The 18,891-nt window shown below is 65.2% G+C and carries 13 protein-coding genes; 9 read left to right on the forward strand and 4 right to left on the reverse strand.

The window, feature by feature from the left end:
- Positions 1-337: 337 nt before the first annotated feature.
- The 7 genes from QTI04_RS00155 (at position 338) to QTI04_RS00185 (ending at position 8,823) form a co-directional block, all read left to right on the forward strand.
- The gene (locus QTI04_RS00155; protein WP_286613619.1) at positions 338-2,038 is read left to right on the forward strand and encodes a wax ester/triacylglycerol synthase family O-acyltransferase; all 1,701 of its coding nucleotides are present in this window, start codon (positions 338-340) and stop codon (positions 2,036-2,038) included.
- 14 nt (positions 2,039-2,052) lie between these two features.
- Complete coding sequence (locus tag QTI04_RS00160; RefSeq protein WP_286613620.1) at positions 2,053-2,823, forward strand: SDR family NAD(P)-dependent oxidoreductase; 771 nt, start codon at positions 2,053-2,055, stop codon at positions 2,821-2,823.
- Between the two features lie 127 nt (positions 2,824-2,950).
- Entirely contained in the window at positions 2,951-3,997 is a 1,047-nt protein-coding gene (locus tag QTI04_RS00165; RefSeq protein WP_286613622.1) for a LacI family DNA-binding transcriptional regulator, read from the forward strand.
- A 50-nt stretch (positions 3,998-4,047) separates the two neighbouring features.
- Positions 4,048-5,373, forward strand: a complete 1,326-nt coding sequence (locus QTI04_RS00170; RefSeq protein WP_286613625.1) for an MFS transporter — start codon at positions 4,048-4,050, stop codon at positions 5,371-5,373.
- 32 nt (positions 5,374-5,405) lie between these two features.
- On the forward strand, positions 5,406-6,689 hold the full coding sequence (hisD, locus tag QTI04_RS00175; RefSeq protein ID WP_286613626.1) for a histidinol dehydrogenase: 1,284 nt from the start codon (positions 5,406-5,408) through the stop codon (positions 6,687-6,689).
- Between the two features lie 4 nt (positions 6,690-6,693).
- Complete coding sequence (locus QTI04_RS00180) at positions 6,694-7,143, forward strand: thioesterase family protein (protein ID WP_286613627.1); 450 nt, start codon at positions 6,694-6,696, stop codon at positions 7,141-7,143.
- Positions 7,144-7,218: 75 nt separating this feature from the next.
- On the forward strand, positions 7,219-8,823 hold the full coding sequence (locus tag QTI04_RS00185; protein WP_286613629.1) for an arylsulfatase: 1,605 nt from the start codon (positions 7,219-7,221) through the stop codon (positions 8,821-8,823).
- Between the two features lie 57 nt (positions 8,824-8,880).
- Here the strand turns inward: QTI04_RS00185 and QTI04_RS00190 are convergent, their stop codons facing one another.
- From QTI04_RS00190 to QTI04_RS00205, 4 genes are all read right to left on the reverse strand, one after another.
- Positions 8,881-10,065, reverse strand: a complete 1,185-nt coding sequence (locus QTI04_RS00190; RefSeq protein ID WP_286613631.1) for an acetyl-CoA C-acyltransferase — start codon at positions 10,063-10,065, stop codon at positions 8,881-8,883.
- Positions 10,066-10,089: 24 nt separating this feature from the next.
- The gene (locus tag QTI04_RS00195; RefSeq protein ID WP_286613632.1) at positions 10,090-11,022 is read right to left on the reverse strand and encodes an SDR family NAD(P)-dependent oxidoreductase; all 933 of its coding nucleotides are present in this window, start codon (positions 11,020-11,022) and stop codon (positions 10,090-10,092) included.
- A 38-nt stretch (positions 11,023-11,060) separates the two neighbouring features.
- Positions 11,061-12,884 carry an acyl-CoA dehydrogenase gene (locus tag QTI04_RS00200; RefSeq protein WP_286613633.1) on the reverse strand — a complete coding sequence of 608 codons (1,824 nt, stop codon included), beginning with the start codon at positions 12,882-12,884 and terminating at the stop codon, positions 11,061-11,063.
- A gap of 244 nt (positions 12,885-13,128) precedes the next feature.
- Positions 13,129-15,546 carry a DUF1254 domain-containing protein gene (locus QTI04_RS00205; protein WP_286613635.1) on the reverse strand — a complete coding sequence of 806 codons (2,418 nt, stop codon included), beginning with the start codon at positions 15,544-15,546 and terminating at the stop codon, positions 13,129-13,131.
- Between the two features lie 264 nt (positions 15,547-15,810).
- Between QTI04_RS00205 and QTI04_RS00210 the strand changes: the two genes are divergently transcribed.
- Both QTI04_RS00210 and QTI04_RS00215 read left to right on the forward strand, forming a co-directional pair.
- Positions 15,811-17,481, forward strand: coding sequence for a DUF1302 domain-containing protein (locus QTI04_RS00210; RefSeq protein ID WP_286613636.1), 1,671 nt, complete (start codon positions 15,811-15,813; stop codon positions 17,479-17,481).
- A gap of 17 nt (positions 17,482-17,498) precedes the next feature.
- Positions 17,499-18,854, forward strand: a complete 1,356-nt coding sequence (locus QTI04_RS00215; protein WP_286613637.1) for a DUF1329 domain-containing protein — start codon at positions 17,499-17,501, stop codon at positions 18,852-18,854.
- Positions 18,855-18,891: the final 37 nt, after the last annotated feature.

Below are 18,891 nucleotides of genomic sequence, written 5' to 3' on the forward strand. Positions count from 1 at the left end.
TCCTTGCATCTGCAGCCATTGGCGTGCGTCAAAGCCGCTGCGACCGACGTGTCGGTGGAATCCGTCGGGCAGGAGCTCCCACCAGGAAGAACCCGGTGCGGGGCCCTCTGCTTGTATTTGTCTGAACGGTTTGGGCAAGTGTCGTGAATGTTGGTGAAGGTGCGCCGACCATAGGTGCAGGAAGTGGTGCCGCCGCCTCCCTTTTTGTGGGGGGTGCCTGAGTTGCCGGTGGGGGCGGGACGCAGGTGGCAGGCCCACCCACCCTAAAGGGGGTGGACCGAGCCGGGGGACCCACACCTAAGCTGACTGCCCCAGACGCTCCAACACCACTGACACCATGAACGACAAGCTCACCGGCCAGGACGCCATGTTCCTGCACGTGGAACAGCCACATGCCGCATCACACGGCACGATGGTCTATATCTACGACCAATCCACTCTCGGCGGCAAGACGCTCGGCTTCCGCGAGATCGTCCACCACATCGAGAGCCGCCTCGATGCATCGCCCGTGCTGCGCCGCAGGATCGTGCAGGTTCCCTTCAACCTGGGCTATCCCTTCTGGGTCGATGACGAGTTGTTCGACATCGATTTTCATGTGCGCCACTTCGCGCTGCCCAAGCCTGGCGACTGGCGCCAGTTCTGCATCCAGGTGTCACGCATCCATGCCCGCGCGATCGATCTCTCGAGGGCGCCATGGGAGATGTACGTCATCGAGGGGCTGGACAACATCGAGGGCATTCCGAAGGGCAGCTTCGCAGTCCTGAGCAAGATCCACCACGCGGCCATGGACGGCATGGCCGCCGTGGAGCTGACCTGGGCCTTGCATGAAATCCAGCGTGCGGCGGGCGGCCGGGAGCCGGTGGTCGATCCGGCCCAGCCCGTGCCGCCGCAAGGCGCAAGCCTGAAATGGCTCGACTTGATGAACCGGGCCTTCGGCGACAACATCATGGCGATGAGCCGCATGGCTGCGCCACTCGCTCAGGTGCTGCCGCGCATCGCGATGAGCCGGCTGCGCTCGCTGATGGAACCGGAAGGCAGGGCTGACCTGACGGCCCCCCAGACGCGGTTCAACACGGACGTGGTGGCGAGCCGGGTCTGGAACTCGGTCACCTTCGACCTGGCCGAGGTCAAGCAGATCAAGAGCGTGGTGCCGGGTGCCACCGTCAACGATGCGCTGATCGCGGTCATCGGCGGCGCCATGCGCCGCTACCTCGATTCGAAGGGCGAGCTGCCGGATCGTTCGCTGCTGACGCTGGCGCCGGTGAATACACGGCAAGAGGGCACTGAGGAAACCGCCAGCGGCAACAACGTGTCGATGCTGCGCTTCCCGATGGGCACTGACATCGCGGACCCGATCGCCCGCCTCGAAGCCGTGCGCGGAGCGACGGCGGAATCGAAGGAGATGCAGAAAGCCATCGGCGCGAAGCAGCTCACCGACATCCAGAAGTTTGCGCCGCCGGCGACCCTGGGGCTTGCGGGCCGCCTCGCGGCGATGACCGGTTCTGGTGGCAAGGGCCCGCTAGTACTGCACAACTGCCTGGTAACGAACGTCCCCGGACCGAACGCGCCGCTGTACATGTTGGGCGCGAAGCTCATTCACTGGGGCGGCGTGGGGCCGGTGACGGACGGCATGTCACTGATCTGGAACCCGACCAGCTATTGCGGCAAGGTGTTCATCTCGCTGACGAGCTCGCCCAACGTGGTGCCGGATCCGGAGTTCCTGGCGGACTGCCTGCGTGAATCGTTCGAGGAAACGAAGGCGGCTGCCGCCGCTGCAGCGGCATCTGCAGCGGCGGCGGCGCCTGCCCTGGAGGTTGCCGTCTTGAATGACGCAACGGCGACCAAAGCACTGGCCGGGAAGGCGGCCGCGAAGAAGGCCCCGGCCGGCAAGCAGCCAGCCAGGAAGACCGCCGCCGGCAAAGCCTTGGCCAAGAAGCCTGCAGCCGCGCCGGTCAAGGCAATCGGCACGAAGCCGGCAGCAAAGACGAAGAAGGCGTCGGCCGGAAAGACGCGCGCAGCCGTGCCTGCAGTTCAGTGAAGAAGGAAAAAGGAATGAATCTGGGTGCAATGCTCGCAGGCAAGCGGGTGCTCGTCACGGGAGCCTCGTCGGGGCTCGGTGAAAACTTCGCGCGGCTCGCTGCCGGTTGCGGGGCCAAGGTGGTGATCGCGGCGCGGCGCAAGACCAGGCTCGAGGGGCTCGCCGAAAAGCTCGGCCGACTCGGCGCTGCGCAAGTGACCGTCATCGAGATGGACGTTGCTTCCGAAGCGTCGATCGCAGACGCGTTCGGCGCGATCGACGCCTCGGGCGACATGCTCGACGTCGTGGTCAACAACGCCGGCATCGGCAACGCAGGCGAGGCGCTCGCAGTGTCGACACAGGACTTCGATGCGGTGATGACGACCAACGTTCGCGGCGTGTGGCTGGTCGCGGTGCAAGCCGCGCGGCGCTGGAAGGAAGCCGGGCGTGGCGGCTCGATCATCAACATCGCCTCGATCCAGGCGGAGCGCGTCAAGCATCGCATCGCGCCTTACGCGACCTCCAAGGCCGCCGTCGTGCATATGACCAAGAGCCTCGCGCTCGAATGGGCAGAGCACGGCATTCGCGTCAACGCGATCGAGCCGGGCTACATCGGAACAGAGATGACCAATGCCGGATTGGAGACGGAGCAGGGCAGGGCGCTGCTCCAGCGCATTCCGATGGGCCGTTTCGGCAAGCCAGAAGAGCTCAACGGCCTGCTGCTGCTGATGGCAACGGAGGCGGGCTCGTGGATGACGGGCGCCTGCGTGCCGGTCGACGGCGGGCATCTCTGCTCGTCCCTGTAAGGGACGCGGAAGAGAGGGGCCGCAGCGGCCGGCCCCATTCCAAAAGGGGGGGGCGGGTTGCCAGCTACCGCCCGCACCATTGGACTCAAGCGTGCACACGTGTGCACAACCCTCCGAACACTTCGACATGGCCCACAAGATCGCCTCTGCCACATCAGCAGCCCACCGTGCCGCCCCGATTCGCGGGCGCGTCGCGGCGAAGGATCTCGCCAGGCAGATCGGGGTCGCCACGTCGACCATTTCGCGCGCCTTCGACAAGCACTCGCGCATCTCCGATGAATTGCGCCAGCGAATCATCGCGGTCGCCGATGAAGCCGGCTACAGGCCCAACGCCATCGCGCGCTCGCTGAACCAGCGGCGCTCCGGCATCGTCGCGCTCGTGATGGGCGACTTTGCCAATCCCTTCTACCCCGAAGTGCTCGAGGAACTGTCCCTTCAGCTCAGAAAGGCCGGCCGGCAACTGCTTCTTTTCGTCGTGCACAAGGGCGGCGACGCAGATGAACTGATGCCTCAGTTGCTGCAATACCAGGTCGACGCGATCGTGGTGACCGCGGCGCGGCTGTCTTCGCGCATGTCGGAACTGTGCATGCGCCAGGGTGTTCCTGTCGTCTTCATGAACCGGCGCGTCGAGGATCCGACGGTCTGGTCTGTCTGCTGCGACAACGAGCGCATGGGCGAAGAGGTGGCCAGCTACCTCGCGGGGCAGGGGCGCCGAGCCTGCGCCTTCGTCTCGGGCGACCCGGGCGTCTCCACCACGGCCGACCGCCTGCGTGGCTTCGAGCGCGGTCTGTCGGCGCATGGCCTGCGGCTGGCCGCTCTCGTGCAAGGCAGCTATTCGCATGAGGGCGCGCGTGCCGCGGCTGCCGAACTGTTCGGTGCCGGCAAGCCGGCCATGGACGCGGTGTTCTGCGCCAACGACGTGATGGCCCTCGCCGTGCTCGGCCACCTGCGCACGCACACCAGCCTTCGCGTGCCGCAGGACGTGGCCGTCGTCGGCTTCGATGACATACGCGCCGCGGCATGGCCGGAGCATGACCTGACCACCGTGCGCCAGCCGGTGAGCGAAATGATCGATTGCGTCATCGGGCTGCTCGACGAAGGCCGCCCACGAGGCACCGCTTCCGAGGCGCTGCGCGAAGTGCCGGGGCAGCTCGTGCTGCGCTCATCCGCCTAGGAGCGGGGCGATTTCGGGGCACATCACATCATCAAAAAAGGAGACAAGTCATGAACCAGGCAACAAGCCCATTGAACGAAACGCCCGCCGACCGGGCGATGTATTCGAAGATCAGCTGGCGCATCATGCCGCTGCTGCTGGCGGCCTACGTGATCGCCTTTCTGGACCGCATCAACGTCGGTTACGCGCAGCTGCAGATGAAGGACACGCTGGCTTTCAGCGATGCGGTCTATGCCCTGGGCGCGGGCATCTTCTTCATCGGCTATTTGCTGTTCGAGGTGCCGAGCAACCTGATGCTCGAGAAGATCGGCGTGCGCAAGACGCTGCTGCGCATCATGGTCTGCTGGGGCCTCGTGGCGGTGGCGATGATGTTCGTGCAAACGCCCGTTCAGTTCTACGTGCTGCGCTTCCTGCTCGGCGCATTCGAGGCGGGCTTCACGCCCGGCGTGCTGCTGTACCTCACCTACTGGTATCCCCCGGCGCGGCGCGCGCGCATGATCGCGGTCTTCCTGCTCGGCGCCATCGTGGCGAGCCTCATCGCCGGGCCCCTGTCAGGTGCCATCATGAAGTACCTCCATGGCGCCAACGGCTGGCACGGCTGGCAGTGGCTGTTTCTCGTGCAGGGCCTGCCTGCGCCGCTGCTGGGCATCGTGGCCTACTTCTTCCTGGTGGACAAGCCGGAGCAGGCTCCATGGCTCAGCACTGAGCAAAAGGCGGCCCTGCGCCGCCAACTCGATGCGCAGGGCCAATCGGTGGACAAGGCCGCGCATGCATCCTTGTTCGACCTGCTGCGCGACCCCAAGGTCTGGGCGTTGTCGCTGGCCTACGTGCTGGTGGTGGCGGGCACGTATTCGATCGCCTTCTGGACGCCAACGCTGATCAGGAGCTGGGGCGTCAGCGACATGCTGAAGATCGGCGTCTACGCGGCGCTCCCACAGGTGTGTGCGGCGTTTGGCGTGGTCCTGCTGGGCCGCAGTTCGGACCGCCACCAGGAACGGCGCTGGCATTTCACCGGCGCGGCGCTGGTGGTGGTGGCGGGCCTCTTGGTCATCGCGATGGCCAACGGGAATCTCGTCGCGTCGATCGCGGGCCTGAGCCTGGCCGTGATGGGCATCGCCTCGGTGCCGCCCGTGTTCTTCGCCATCGTTTCCGACTACCTGCCCAGGACCTCCGTGGCGGCCGGCATCGCGCTGGTCAGCAGCATCGGCAACCTCGGCGGCGCCATCGCCCCGCCGGTGACCACCGCAATCAACGCCGCCACCGGCGGCACGGTTCACAGCCTGTATTTCGTGATGAGCGTGTACGTCGTGGCCGCGCTCATTCTGCTGACGGTATTCAAGCGGGTCGCGCCCGCGCTTCGCACTCGAACGGCCTGAGGCCGAAACATCTTCAACCACACAGAGAATCCATGATCAAGGTTATCAAGAGCGGCCAAACGGCCCAAGCCAAAGCCGGCAACCAGGCGCAGGTGCGCGGCACCGTCGAAGCCATCCTCTCGGACATCGAGCAGAGCGGCGACGCCTCGGTTCGCCACTACTCGCAGAAGTTCGACCGATGGGCGCCGGCGAGCTTCAGACTCACCCAGGCGCAGATTGACGAGTGCATCGCCGGCTTGCCCGCGCAGACGTTGGAGGACATCCGCTTCGCGCAGGCGCAGATCCGCCGCTTCGCTGAAATCCAGAAGAGCTCGATGCACGATGTGGAGGTCGAGACGTTGCCAGGCGTGGTGCTGGGCCATCGCAACATCCCGGTCAATTCGGTGGGCTGCTACATCCCCGGCGGCAAGTACCCGCTGATCGCCAGCGCGCACATGAGCGTTCTGACCGCCAAGGTGGCCGGCGTCAAGCGCGTGATCGCCGCGGCGCCGCCTTTCGAAGGCAAGCCCTGCCCCGAGATCGTGGCGGCCATGCATTTGGCCGGCGCCGACGAGATCTACTGCATGGGCGGCGTTCAGGCGGTGGCGGCGATGGCCCTCGGCACGGAGAGCATCGCCGCGGTCGACATGATCGTCGGCCCCGGCAATGCCTACGTGGCCGAGGCCAAGCGCCGGCTCTATGGCCGCGTCGGCATCGACCTGTTCGCCGGTCCTACTGAAACGATGGTGATCTGCGACGACACGGTGGATGCCGAACTGGTCGCGGTCGACCTGCTGGGCCAGGCCGAGCACGGCCCGACTTCGCCGGCCTATTGCGTGACGACGAGCAAGAAGATCGCCGAGGAACTGCCCGCCGCGATCGAGAAGGTGCTCCAGCGTCTGGACACGGCACCGGTCGCCAGCGTCTCCTGGCGCGACCATGGCGAGATCCACCTGTGCGACACCGATGAAGAAGCGCTTCAAGTGGCCGAGCGCCTGTGCTCCGAGCACGTGCAGGTGATGACGAAGAACCCGGACTGGTACCTGCAGCGCATGACCCGCTACGGCGCGCTATTCCTGGGTCATCGCACCAACGTGAGCTATGGCGACAAGGTCATCGGCACCAACCACACGCTGCCGACGATGGGTGCGGGCCGCTACACCGGCGGCCTGTGGGTCGGCAAGTTCATCAAGACGCATACCTACCAGCGCGTGCTGACCGACGAGGCGAGCGTGATGGTCGGCGAGTACTGCTCGCGCCTGTGCGGCTACGAGCACATGTCGGGCCACAAGGAGCAGGCCGACATCCGCGTGCGTCGCCTGAAAGCCGAGGCCTGAGGTCATGAGCAGACCGGCACCGAAGGCACGCAGCGCCTACCGCTACTTCCGCGACATCACGACGCGCTGGATGGACAACGATGTCTATGCGCACGTCAACAACGTCGTCTACTACAGCTGGTTCGACACGGTGGTCAACGCATGGCTGATGGAGCAGAAGGTGCTGGACTTCGGGTGCAGCCCCTCGGTGGGCCTGGTGGTCGAAACCGGCTGCAGCTATTTCTCTTCCATCGCGTTCCCAGACATCGTGCGTGCCGGACTGCGCGTGTCGCATCTGGGGACTTCGAGCGTGCGCTACGAGGTGGGCCTGTTCGCCAACGACGGGCAACAGGCCGCGGCGCAGGGCCACTTCGTGCATGTCTACGTGGACCGCGCGACGCGCCGGCCAATGCCATTGCCGGTGGAGCTGCGGCTCGCGCTCGAGGCGATCGAGGTGAGCCATGAAGAACTTTGAAGGACGCGTGGCGGTGATCACGGGCGCCGCCTTAGGCCGCAAGATCCGCGCAATTCATTCAATAGGGAGACATTCATGATCAAGAGCATCAGGCGAGTGCTGGCCGCGGCCAGCGCCGCTTGCGCACTGCTTGCGCTGGCACCGGCGCAAGCCCAGACGGCGAAGCAACCCAACATCCTCGTCATCTGGGGCGACGACATCGGCTGGCAGAACGTGAGCGCCTACGGCATGGGCACCATGGGCTACACCACGCCGAACCTCGACCGCATCGGCACGGAGGGCATCCGCTTCACCGACCACTACGGCCAGCCCTCGTGCACCGCCGGCCGCGCGGCCTTCATCACCGGGCAGTACCCGATCCGCTCGGGCATGACCACGGTGGGCCAGCCGGGCGACAAGCTGGGCATGCAGGCCGCGTCGCCCAGCCTGGCTGAAGTGCTGAAGACGGCGGGCTACCGCACCGGCCAGTTCGGCAAGAACCACCTGGGCGACAACAACTCGCACCTGCCGACCATGCACGGCTTCGATGAGTTCTTCGGCAACCTGTACCACCTCAATACAGAGGAACAGAACGAATACGGCGACTACCAGAACTTCGCCAAGAACTACCCCGGTGGCCCGGCGGCATTCGCGAAGAAGTTCCAGACCCGCGGCGTGCTGCACACCTGGGCGACCGAGCAGGACGACCCCACGGTCGATCCGCGCTTCGGTCGCGTCGGCAAGCAGAAAATCGAAGACACCGGACCGCTGACGATGAAGCGGATGGAAGATTTCGACGGCGGCGAGATCATTCCGAAGGCGATGGACTTCATGCGCAGCTCGAAGAAGGAGGGCAAGCCCTTCTTCGTCTGGCTCAACACCAGCCGCATGCACCTGTACACGCGCCTTGGCGAGAAGTGGGACCACGCCGCCGCGAAGTACACGCACGAAGACGACTCGCACGGCAGCGGCATGCTGCAGCATGACCACGACATCGGGCAGGTGCTCGACTTCCTCAAGAAGAACGGCATGGACGAGAACACCATCGTCTGGTATTCCACCGACAACGGGCCGGAGCACTCGTCATGGCCGGACGGCGCAACGACGCCGTTTCGCGGCGAGAAGATGACCACCTACGAAGGCGGCGTGCGTGTCATCTCGATGCTGCGCTGGCCGGGCGTGATCAAGCCGGGCCAGATCAAGAACGGCATCCAGGCGCACCAGGACATGTTCACGACCTTCGCGGCCGCGGCCGGGGTGCCGGATGTGGCCGAGCAGATGAAGACGCAGAAGAAGCAGTACATCGACGGCGTCAACAACCTCGACTACTGGACCGGTAAGTCGCCCGACAGCGCGCGCAACAGCCTCCTTTACTACATCGAGAGCAAGCTGACTGCGGTGCGCATGGGTCCGTGGAAGCTCCACTTCTCGACCAAGGAGGACTACTACGCGCAGGTCGTGCCGCGCTTCGCACCGCTGATGTTCAACCTGCGCAGCGATCCGTTCGAGAGCTATGACAGCAAGGACTCCTATGGCCATATGATCCAGAAGAACTCGTGGATCTCCGGTCCGATGGGCGAGCTGATCGGCGCGCACCTCAAGACGCTGGCGGATTACCCGCCGGTGCAGGCTGCGAAGTCCTTCGACCGGTCGAATCTCGTGCAGGACTTTCTTCAGAGCCAGAAGCGGCCGCAGCCGTGATCAAGGAGGGGTGGCCGCCGTGCCGGATAGAGATCCGGCGGTCGTCCCATACCGGGATCACGCAATCTCGAACAGCGCGGCTGCGCCCATGCCTCCGCCGACGCACATTGACACCACCACACGTTTGGCCCCGCGCCGCTTGCCCTCGATCAGCGCATGCCCGGCCAGACGCGCCCCAGTCATGCCGTAGGGATGCCCGACGGCGATGCTGCCGCCGTTGACGTTGTACTTCGCAGGGTCGATGCCCAGATGGTCACGGCAGTACAGCACCTGGCATGCGAATGCCTCGTTGAGTTCCCACAGGTCGATGTCTTCCACCTTCAGACCATGCTGCTTGAGCAGTCTGGGGATGGCGTAGATCGGCCCGATACCCATCTCCTCTGGCGCATTGCCGGCGACGGCCATTCCGCGGTAAATGCCCAGTGGCTGGAGTCCGAGCCGCTGTGCCAGCGTGCCATTCATCACCACGCAGGCGCTCGCGCCGTCGGAGAGCTGGCTGGCGTTGCCCGCCGTGACCACGCCGCCCTCGAGCACGGGCTTGAGTGCCACCAGGCTCTCCAGCGTCGTCCCCGGCCGGTTGCCCTCGTCGCTGGCAATCGTCACCTGCTTGCGGCTCGTGTCGCCCGTTGCCTTGTCCGTCACCACCATGTGCGTCGTGATCGGCACGATCTCCGCGTCGAAGCAACCCTCGGCCTGGGCGCGTGCCGTGCGATGCTGCGACTCGAGTGCGTATTGGTCCTGGACCTCGCGCGAGATGGCGTACTTTCGCGAGACGAACTCTGCCGTCTGGAGCATCGGCATATGTGCATGTGGGACGCGGGCCAGCACGTTGGGGTCCTGCTCGGCGGCCACCCAATCGAAGTAGCGCTGCTGGACGGCAGAGATGTTTTCCTGTCCTCCTGCCAGCACGACTTCCATGCCGTCGACGATCACCTGCTTGGCAGCGGCGGCGATCGCCATCAGGCCGGAGGCGCACTGGCGGTCGATGGTCTGCGCGGCGACCGTGGCGGGCAGGCCGGCGGCCAGCACCGCCTGGCGTGCGACGTTGGAGCCAGCGGTGCCGGCCGTCAACACCGAGCCCATCACGGCGTCTTCGATGCGCTCGGGGTCGATGCCGGCACGCTGCACCGCATGCGCGATGGCATGGCCGAGCAGGGTGGGGGACTTGGTTTCGTTGAAGGTGCCGCGAAAGGCTCTGCCGATGGGCGTGCGCGCGGTGGAAACGATGACGGCGTCGATCATGCTTCTTCTCTCGATGTTCTGAAATCAGGCCGCGATGGCGGCAATGGCAGCAGGCGCGAAGCCGGCGTGGTTCAGTTCCAGGTCGCCTTGCGCCGCGCCGCTGCGGGGCACCGTCTCGGCGTAGCGTTCGGCCACGTCCGGCAGTCGGGCGGCCAGTTCGTGCACGACCTGTTCACCCGTGCCCAGGTGGATGCCACGCGTCAGGGTGATGTGCGCTGCCTCGAAGCTGCCCGCGCCGGCGCAAAGCACCATGCGCGTGGGTGCGTCCTCGGCAACCAGCGCCCCGATGGCGGGGCTCACGGCAGCCGGCGACAGCGCGGAGAGCTTGTCTTGCGGCATCAGCCCGTCGAGCATGCGCGTGCCCGCGGTCGGCGCGAGGCAGTTCACGCGGATGCCGTGCTTCTCGCCTTCGAGTGAGAGCGTCTGCATGAGGCCCACCAGCGCCATCTTGGCCGCGCCATAGTTGGCCTGCCCGAAGTTGCCGTACAGGCCGGAGGACGAGGTGGTCATCACGATGCGGCCCCAGCCTTGCTGGCGCATCGTCTCCCACACGGCCTTGGTGCAGTGCACGGCGCCCATCAGGTGCACCTCGACCACGGTACGGAAATCCTCGATCTCCATCTTGGCGAAGCTCTTGTCGCGCAGGATGCCGGCATTGTTGACGAGGATGTCCACACGGCCCCAGCGCGCCACGGTGTCGGCCACCATCCGCTTCACGGCTTCGAAGTCGGTGACCGAGGCGCCGTTGGCCAAGGCTTCGCCGCCCATGGCGGCGATCTCGTCGACCACCTTCTGCGCTGCAGAGGCGCTGCCGCCGCGGCCGTTGAGGTCGCTGCCGAGGTCATTGACGACCACCTTTGCGCCCAGGCGCGCCAGCAGCAGGGCGTGCTCTCGCCCCAGGCCGGCACCCGCGCCGGTGACGATGGCAACTTTGCCGGTCAGATCGATCTTTCTCATTTCGTTTCCAGGTGAATTGAATAGTCGTGCGGGCGAACTCAGAGCCAGCCCGCGGGCGTGTCCAGCGGCGTGCGTTCCACCGGGTCCAGCACGGCGAGCCAGGCGGCGACCTTGGGCAGTTCCCAGCCAAAGAAATAGTCGCAGGCGGCGACCTTGCCGCGATGGAAGTCGTTGCCCTGCGGGCCCTGCAGCAACGCGGTGGCAGCCACGGCTTGGTCTAGCCACAGCCAGGCGGCCACGACATGGCCGAAGGCTTCAAGGTAGGGTCCGGCGTTGGCCAGTTGCAGGTCGCTATCCGGCAGCGCATGCAGCTTTTCGGTGACGCCGCGCAAGCAGTGCCATTCGGCGCGGAGCGAAACGGCGTATTGCTGCAGAGGTTCGACAAGGGCGGCCGCTTCACTGGTCGCCGCAATGCGCGCGGCCAGCAGCTTCATGGCCGCGCCGTGCGCCATGCGCGTCTTGCGGCCCAGCAGGTCGATGGCCTGAATGCCGAAGGTGCCTTCGTGGATCGGGTTGATGCGGTTGTCACGATAGAACTGCTCGACGTTGTACTCGCGGGTGTAGCCGTAGCCGCCATGGACCTGGATCGCCAAATCGTTGGCTGCAAGACCCCACTGGGCCGTCCAGCTCTTGACGGTGGGCGTCAGCAGTTCGAGCAGGAGATGGGATTCCGTGCGCGCCTCCGCGTCCTCAAGCGAGTGCACGTCGTCGTTCAGGCGCGCAGCGTACAGGCAAAGTGCCAACGCGACGGAGGCATAGGCCTTCTGCGCGAGCAGCATGCGACGCACGTCGGCGTGCTGGATGATGGGCACCGGCGGCGAGGCCGGATCGCGCTGGCCGCGCGTGCGGCCCTGGGTGCGTGTTTTCGCGTAGTCGAGCGCGTGCAGGTAGCCGGTGCAGGCCAGCGCGGCGGCTGTCAGGCCCACCGAGATGCGCGCCTCGTTCATCATGTGGAACATGTACGCCAGGCCCTGGCCGGGCTCGCCGACGATCTCGCCGATCGCACCGGCCTCGCCCTCAGGCCGGAATTTGCCTTCGCCGAAGTTGAGCAGGCAGTTGACCAGTCCGCGCTGGCCCATCTTGTGGTTCACGCCCGCCGGCACCACGTCGTTGCGCTCGCCCAGGCTGCCATCCTCCTTCACGAGTCTGCGCGGCACGGTGAACAGCGAAATGCCCTGCACGCCGGGCGGGAGCTGCCCGCTCGCATCGGGGATCTTGGCAAGCACGAGGTGCACGATGTTCTCCGACACCTCATGGTCGCCGCCGGAGATCCACATCTTGTTGCCGAACAAGCGATAGCGGCCGTCCGCGGCCGGCACGGCCTTCGTGCGGATGTCGGCCAGGCTGGAGCCAGCCTGCGGCTCCGAGAGGCACATCGTGCCGAAGAAACGTCCCTGCGCCATCGCAGGCACATACTTCGCGACCTGGTCCGGCTTGCCGTGCGCCATCAGCAGGTTGGCGTTGCCGATGGTCAGGAAGGCATAGCCCGCGGTCGCGACGTTGGCCGCCATCAGGTATGCAAAGCCGGCGCGTTCCACCACAGAGGGCAGGCCCATGCCGCCCCATTGCTCGGGAAATGCCGCGGACATCAGGCCGGCTTCGGAGAACGCGCGCAGGGCCACGCCGACTTCGGGGATGACGGTCACCTCCTCGCCGTCGAAAGAAGGTTCCAGGCTGTCGTTCTTCTTGTTGTGCGTGGCGAAGAGTTCGCTAGCGATCCGGGCGTAGGTGTCCAAGACCGATGCGTAGTCGAAGCGGTCTTGGCCGGCAAAACGGGGGCGATCGGCGAGGGCATCGACCTGGAGCCAGTCGAAAAGCAGGAAGTCGAGGTCGCTGCGGGAGAGGATGAGTTCTGGGTTCATGCGGACGGAGGAGGCGACGTGCAGTCGCGGCTTCAGATGGCCACAAGGAGACCACGGAAGCTCCTGTGCTGACCCCACCCATAAATGAGGGGTGGCGCGATCGCCGGTCGTGCCCGATCGCGGGCCAAAGCGATCGACGCGTGGTTTCCCGACTGCCTCGGATCAAAAGGCGGAGTGAAGGGAATCGGCCCCTCGCCCCATGCACTGATTTCCTTCATCTGGGGGCATTTACGGCCCCGTCTCATCAGTCCGCCGCCTGCGCCTGCGGAAAGACCCACAGGCCGTCCAGCAACTGCGCCCGCGGACGGTAAAGCCGCACGAGGTAGTTCCAGCCCGGAGCGAGCGGCAGGCAGTTCGCTACCGCGGGCTCGCAGCCGCCGAACTGCAACTCGACGGTGCCGTCCGGCGCCTTGCGGGCAGTCACGCTGCTGACCGTGTAGGCGCCTTGCGCGTTCGGCTCGATGTAGCCCTTTGCGTTGTACACCGTGACCGACCAGAACGCGTCCACCGGCACGTCCTTCACCGAGAGCTGGTAGATCGTATTGCCGTCGTTGCGATCCGGCGTGACGGCCAGGTAGATCACGTCCTGTTCCGGACTGCCGCCCCAGGCCGTGGCGCTGGCGACGAGGTGGCGCACCGGGTCGACCTGCTCCCGCATCCCGAAGCTGCGCTTGAGTTCAGGCACCGTTTCGCCGAGTGCGAGCAGTGCGTCTCGCACTTTCTTCTGGCTGGCCGCATCCCAGTTCGGCGTTTGATAGCGGCCCGTGGAAGCCTGGCTCGACCGGATGGCGTCTTGCACGGCATTCGCCTGCGCCACGTCATTTGGGTCCGCAGGGTCGACCAGTGTGCGGATGCCGATCAGCACATAGCGCGTGCCCACCGATTCGCGTGTGAAGCGGTATTCGCCGGGGCGGTAGACCACGCCGGGCGTGTAGTGGTCTTCGTTGTAGGACTGCATGGAGATGAAGCGCTGGCCTGCGTCGGGCAGCGTCACGGTCACGGGGCCAGCGTCGAGGTCGAACACCGCGCTCGAATAGAGCGTGTCGCGGTTCGTGCGCACGACCAACTGGCGGTCGACCGATGCCAGCGTGCGGTTATGTCGGAACTGCCCGAAGCCGCCGTTTCGCGCGACATTTCCGAAGAACCAATGCGACTCGGCGCGCGTGAAGTTCTCCATCGTGACCGGCACGCCCGCCGCGGCCACGGGCTCAACACGCTCCAGTTCCGGCTTCTTCCATTGCCCGTTTGCGATCTCGGCCTTAGGCCAGAATAAGCGCAATGCCATCAGGAAGGGGCCCTCCGGTGCCGGCAGCCAGTTCGCTTCCTTGTCCTTGCCGGGTGATTCGCGCTGGATGTAGAGCGTCACGCCGCCGTCGGCATCGCGCTTCAGATCCGGCAGCATCGGCGAGTTGATGAGGTAGCGGTCGACCGGGTTGGCCACCAACAGGCGCGAGGGCAGGCGATACATCGTGAGCGACCAGAACGCATTCACCGGTGGCAGTTGGTCGGCCTTGAAGCGCAGTACGTAGCGGTTCGCGCCATCGAGCCGCTGGCCGGTGGCGTCGGTGTAGTAGCCCTGGTAGATGGCCTCTTCCTTCGAGTTGCCGTAGATGCCGGCCACCGTGCCGCGCATGCGGTAGAGGTAGTTGTTCTTGAGTTGCTCGCGGCTGCCCAGCAGGTCGCCGCTGCCAAGCTGGCCTGCGGACGCCTGCTTCTCCAGTTGTGCCTGTGCGGCCCATGCATCGGCCAAGCCGTCCTGGATCGCCTGGCGAAGTTCGGGCGAAAGGCCTTGTGCGTCGAACTTGAGACCCGCGCCGATGCCAAGCTTCGCAAAGCGCTGCATCAGCTCGCGCTCGGAAGGGTGGGTTGGGGCATAGCCCAGCACGAAGTTCAGCACCTCGAAGAACTGGAGCGAGCTGCGTTCCTGTTCGATGGTCAGCGGCTTGATGAAATCGACCACGGGTGCTGGCGTGGGAGCGGGCCGGCCCAGGTAAGCCGACAGCGGCTGTACCTTGTAGCCGGCCTGCACCTTCTTCACGTTCTCGATGTCGGCCGGACCCGACAGCTGCGTCCGGTAGAACACGAAGGCGAACTCCGTTTCAGAGCGGATTACCTCGCGGATGCCCGCAGGCTTCATGCCCTTCCAGCCCGGACCGGCCAGCAGGTAGCTGCCGGCTTCATTGCCCGTGGCGCGCGTGCCGACGTAGGCGAAGTTGTGGGTGTAGGCGTCGATGAACTGCGCGCCGTAGTAGCGCTTGTTTTCAACGGCAGGCATGGTCAGCACCAGCGGCTCGGCGCGCAGGTCAGCCCCCAGGTACGAGTAAGGCGTGTCCGAGTTGGGTGTCTGGATCGCCTTGTCCTCGGGCGTGTAGACCCTCGCGTTGCTGTGGATTGTGTTCCAAGGCCCCTTGTACTCGGCGTTGTCGCGCTCGACGAAGAACGCATGCTGGATGCGGTAGTGGTCGACCAGCGGATAGCCGTAGATGTAGGCCTCCTTCGCGATCGCGCGGGCCTCGGCAGGAGTGAGGTTCTGAGCAGGTGCCGTCGACGCCGCGGCGCACGCGCCGATGGCAGCCCCGCCGAGCGCGGCCAACGCGAGAAGCCGGCGCGCCAATGGTCCGATCCCGCCCTGGGCGCGAATATTCCTGAGTAGTCCTTGCACTGTGTCTCCTGTCTGTCCGTTCGGTCTTGCCGGGGCGCAACTGCGTTCGCGCCACCGCCCAAAGCCAGCTTAGGTGCGAGGTTGCCGGTCGCGCCCCCCCCTCTTTAGAAGGGTCAGGGAAATGCCGGAGGCGGTTATCCCGCCTCTCAAGAAAGGGGGGGACGAGCCTTGTCCTCTCCGCCTTAACTTCTCGCGGTGCATAACAACCACTACAGGAGAAGACACGCCATGCCCGCATGCCTCGCCGAAGAGACTTTTTTCAACATGAATGATTTGAAGACGATGAAACACCCGGACATTCGCCGACACGCGCTGAGCGCAGCGGCTCTGGTCTTGTGCGCAGGCACTTGGTTGAGCGCCAATGCGTTCGAAATCGACACCGGCAATGACGACCTGCAGGTGCGCTGGGACAACACCGTGCGCTACAACTTGGGGCGTCGCGTGCAGAGCCAGGATCCAGTGATCCTGAAGAACATCAACGCCGACGACGGCGACCGCAACTTCGGCAACAACAGTATCGTCAACAACCGCGTCGACCTGCTCAGCGAATTCGACGTGGTCTACCAGAAGAAATTCGGCGCGCGCGTGAGCGGCGCCGGCTGGTACGACAACGCCTACTCGGGCAGCCTGGACAACACGAGCGTTGCCACCTCCAATCACCTGGTCAACGGCCAGCCGGCCTTGGGGTTGAGCAACTACACCAAACGCTACTACGAAGGCCCATCGGGCGAACTGCTGGATGCGTTTGCCTTCGGCTCGACTGACCTGGGCACGATGCCGTTGAGCTTTCGCGCCGGCCGCCACACGGTGAACTGGGGCGAGGCGCTGCTGGGTGGCGGTGCCATTCACGGCATCACGTACGGGCAATCGCCGCTGGACCTGGCCAAGTCATTTGCGAGCCCCGGCATCGATGCGAAGGAACTGTATCGGCCGCTGAATCAGATCTCCAGCACGCTGCAGGCGACGTCCGAGCTGTCGTTCGCTGCGCAGTACTTCCTCCAATGGGATGCGAGCCGCCTGCCGGAGACCGGGAGCTACCTGGGCTTCAACGACGCACTTCAGTTCGGCGGCCAATCGCTGCTGCTGGCGCCGGGGGTGCGCGCATTGCGCGGCCCGGACCTGACGCCGAAAAACAGCGGCGACTGGGGCGTGATGTCGCACTGGAGCCCACAGTGGCTGGACGGCACGATGGGCGTTTATGTGCGCAACTTCTCCGACAAGCTGCCGCAGATTGTCGTGAAGGCCACCGGCCCGCGCCAGTACTTCGAAACCTATGGCGACGACGTCGACATGTATGGCGTCAGCCTTTCCAAGCAGCTCTGGGGCGTGAGCTTCGGCGCGGACCTGAACTACCGCCGCAACATGCCGCTCAACAGCGATGTCGTGCAGATCACATCGCTGGCGCAATTGCCCGCAGCGGGCGACCTGCTCGGCGCGCGCGGCGACACCGTGCACGGCGTATTGAACGCGATCGGCTCGGTGCCGTCCACGCCGCTGTTCAACAGCGCCTCATGGTCGGGCGAACTCACCTGGAACCGCTGGACTTCGGTGACGCAGGGCGCGCAGTACTTCAAGGGTCGCGACAGCTACACAGCGATCGACAAGGTCAGCAAGGACTACTTCGGCCTCGCACTGAACTTCGCACCGACTTGGTACCAGGTGTTCCCGGGCGCAGATCTCTCGATGCCGCTGAGCTACTCGGTGGGTCTGAGTGGCAACTCCGCGGTGGCCTCCGGCGGCAACAAGAACGCGGGAAGCTTTGCCGTCGGTCTTGGGCTGGACCTGTACAGCAAGTATCGCTTCGACCTCAAGTACATCGGCTACTTCGGCGACTACACGCTCAACACCGCCGGTGCCATCGCCGTTGCCAACGGCTCGCAGACCTACCTGCGCGACCGCGGCGCCATTTTCCTGACCTTCAAGACCACGCTTTGAGCGGAGACAAGACCATCATGAACAAGACAGCAGCAGCCCTGCTTTTCGCAGGTGCATTGACCGGGTATTCGGCATCAATCCAGGCCGCGGTATCGGCCGACGAGGCAAAGAAGCTCGGCGCCGAATTGACGGCCGTCGGCGCCGAAAAGGCCGGCAACAAGGAGGGGACGATCCCCGAATACACGGGCGGCCTCACCACTCCGCCGGCGAGCTTCGACAAGTCGAAGAACGTGCGGCCCGACCCCTTCGCGAGCGAGAAGCCTCTCTTCTCGATCGACGCGAAGAACATGGCCACCTACGCCGACAAGCTTAGCGCGGGCACCCAGGCGCTGATGAAGGCCATCCCCGACTTTCGCATCGACGTCTACCCGACCCATCGCACCGCGGCCTATCCCAAGTTCGTGCTTGAGAACTCCGTGGCCAATGCCACGCGCGCGAAGATTTCCGACGATGGCATGAGCTCGCTGGGTGCACGCGCCGGCATCCCGTTCCCGATTCCGAAGACCGGCAACGAGGCGATGCTCAACCACATTGCCCGCTACCAGGGCATCTCGGTCGTCCTCCCCAAGTATTCGGCCTACAACGTCGACAGCGCAGGCAATCTCACACTCGCAACGCAGGGCGTCTGGACCGCCGAGTCCCCCTACTACCAGGACAAGGACGGCGGGGCAACGCTGGTCGCGCGCGCCCGCGCCAACTACACCGGCCCCGCGCGCCGCGCCGGCGAAGCGATCATGACGCTCGAGCCGATTGACTATTCCAGCAATGGGCGACGCGCCTGGCAATACTTGCCTGGCCAACGCCGCGTGCGACTTGCACCCGACCTCGCCTACGACACGCCGAACGCCAGCACGGGCGGCCAGTCCACCATCGACGACGTGAACCTTTTCAGCGGCAAGCTGGACCGCTACGACTTCAAGCTGGTTGGCAAGAAGGAGTTGTACGTCCCGTACAACGACTATCGCTTCAACTACAGCGACAAGCCGGAGGACGTGTTCCAGGCGAAGTCCATCAATCCATCGGCGGTGCGTTGGGAACTGCATCGCGTCTGGGTGGTGGAGGCGAGCCTCAAGGAAGGCAAGCGCCACATCTATTCGCGTCGCACCTTCTACCTCGACGAAGACACGTGGTCGGTGACGGCCAGCGACCAGTACGACGGCCGGAGCCAATTGTGGCGTGCGGGTTTCGCCTATCCGACGCAGATGTACGACCGCACGGCGCCCAACAGCATGACGTCGGGCCACTATGACCTCCTGGCCGGCACCTACTACGTCAACCTGTGGCCGGGCACCTCCGGCGTGAAGGTGACGGACAGCGCGCAGCCCGACTCCGAATGGACGGCGGACAGCTTGGCGTCGCAGGGCGTTCGCTGAAGCACACAGCGCCTTGATTCGAGGCAGATGGCCGTGA

Origin of the sequence: Variovorax sp. J22R115 (assembly GCF_030317005.1) — a bacterium.
In the GTDB taxonomy this organism is placed as follows: domain Bacteria; phylum Pseudomonadota; class Gammaproteobacteria; order Burkholderiales; family Burkholderiaceae_C; genus Variovorax.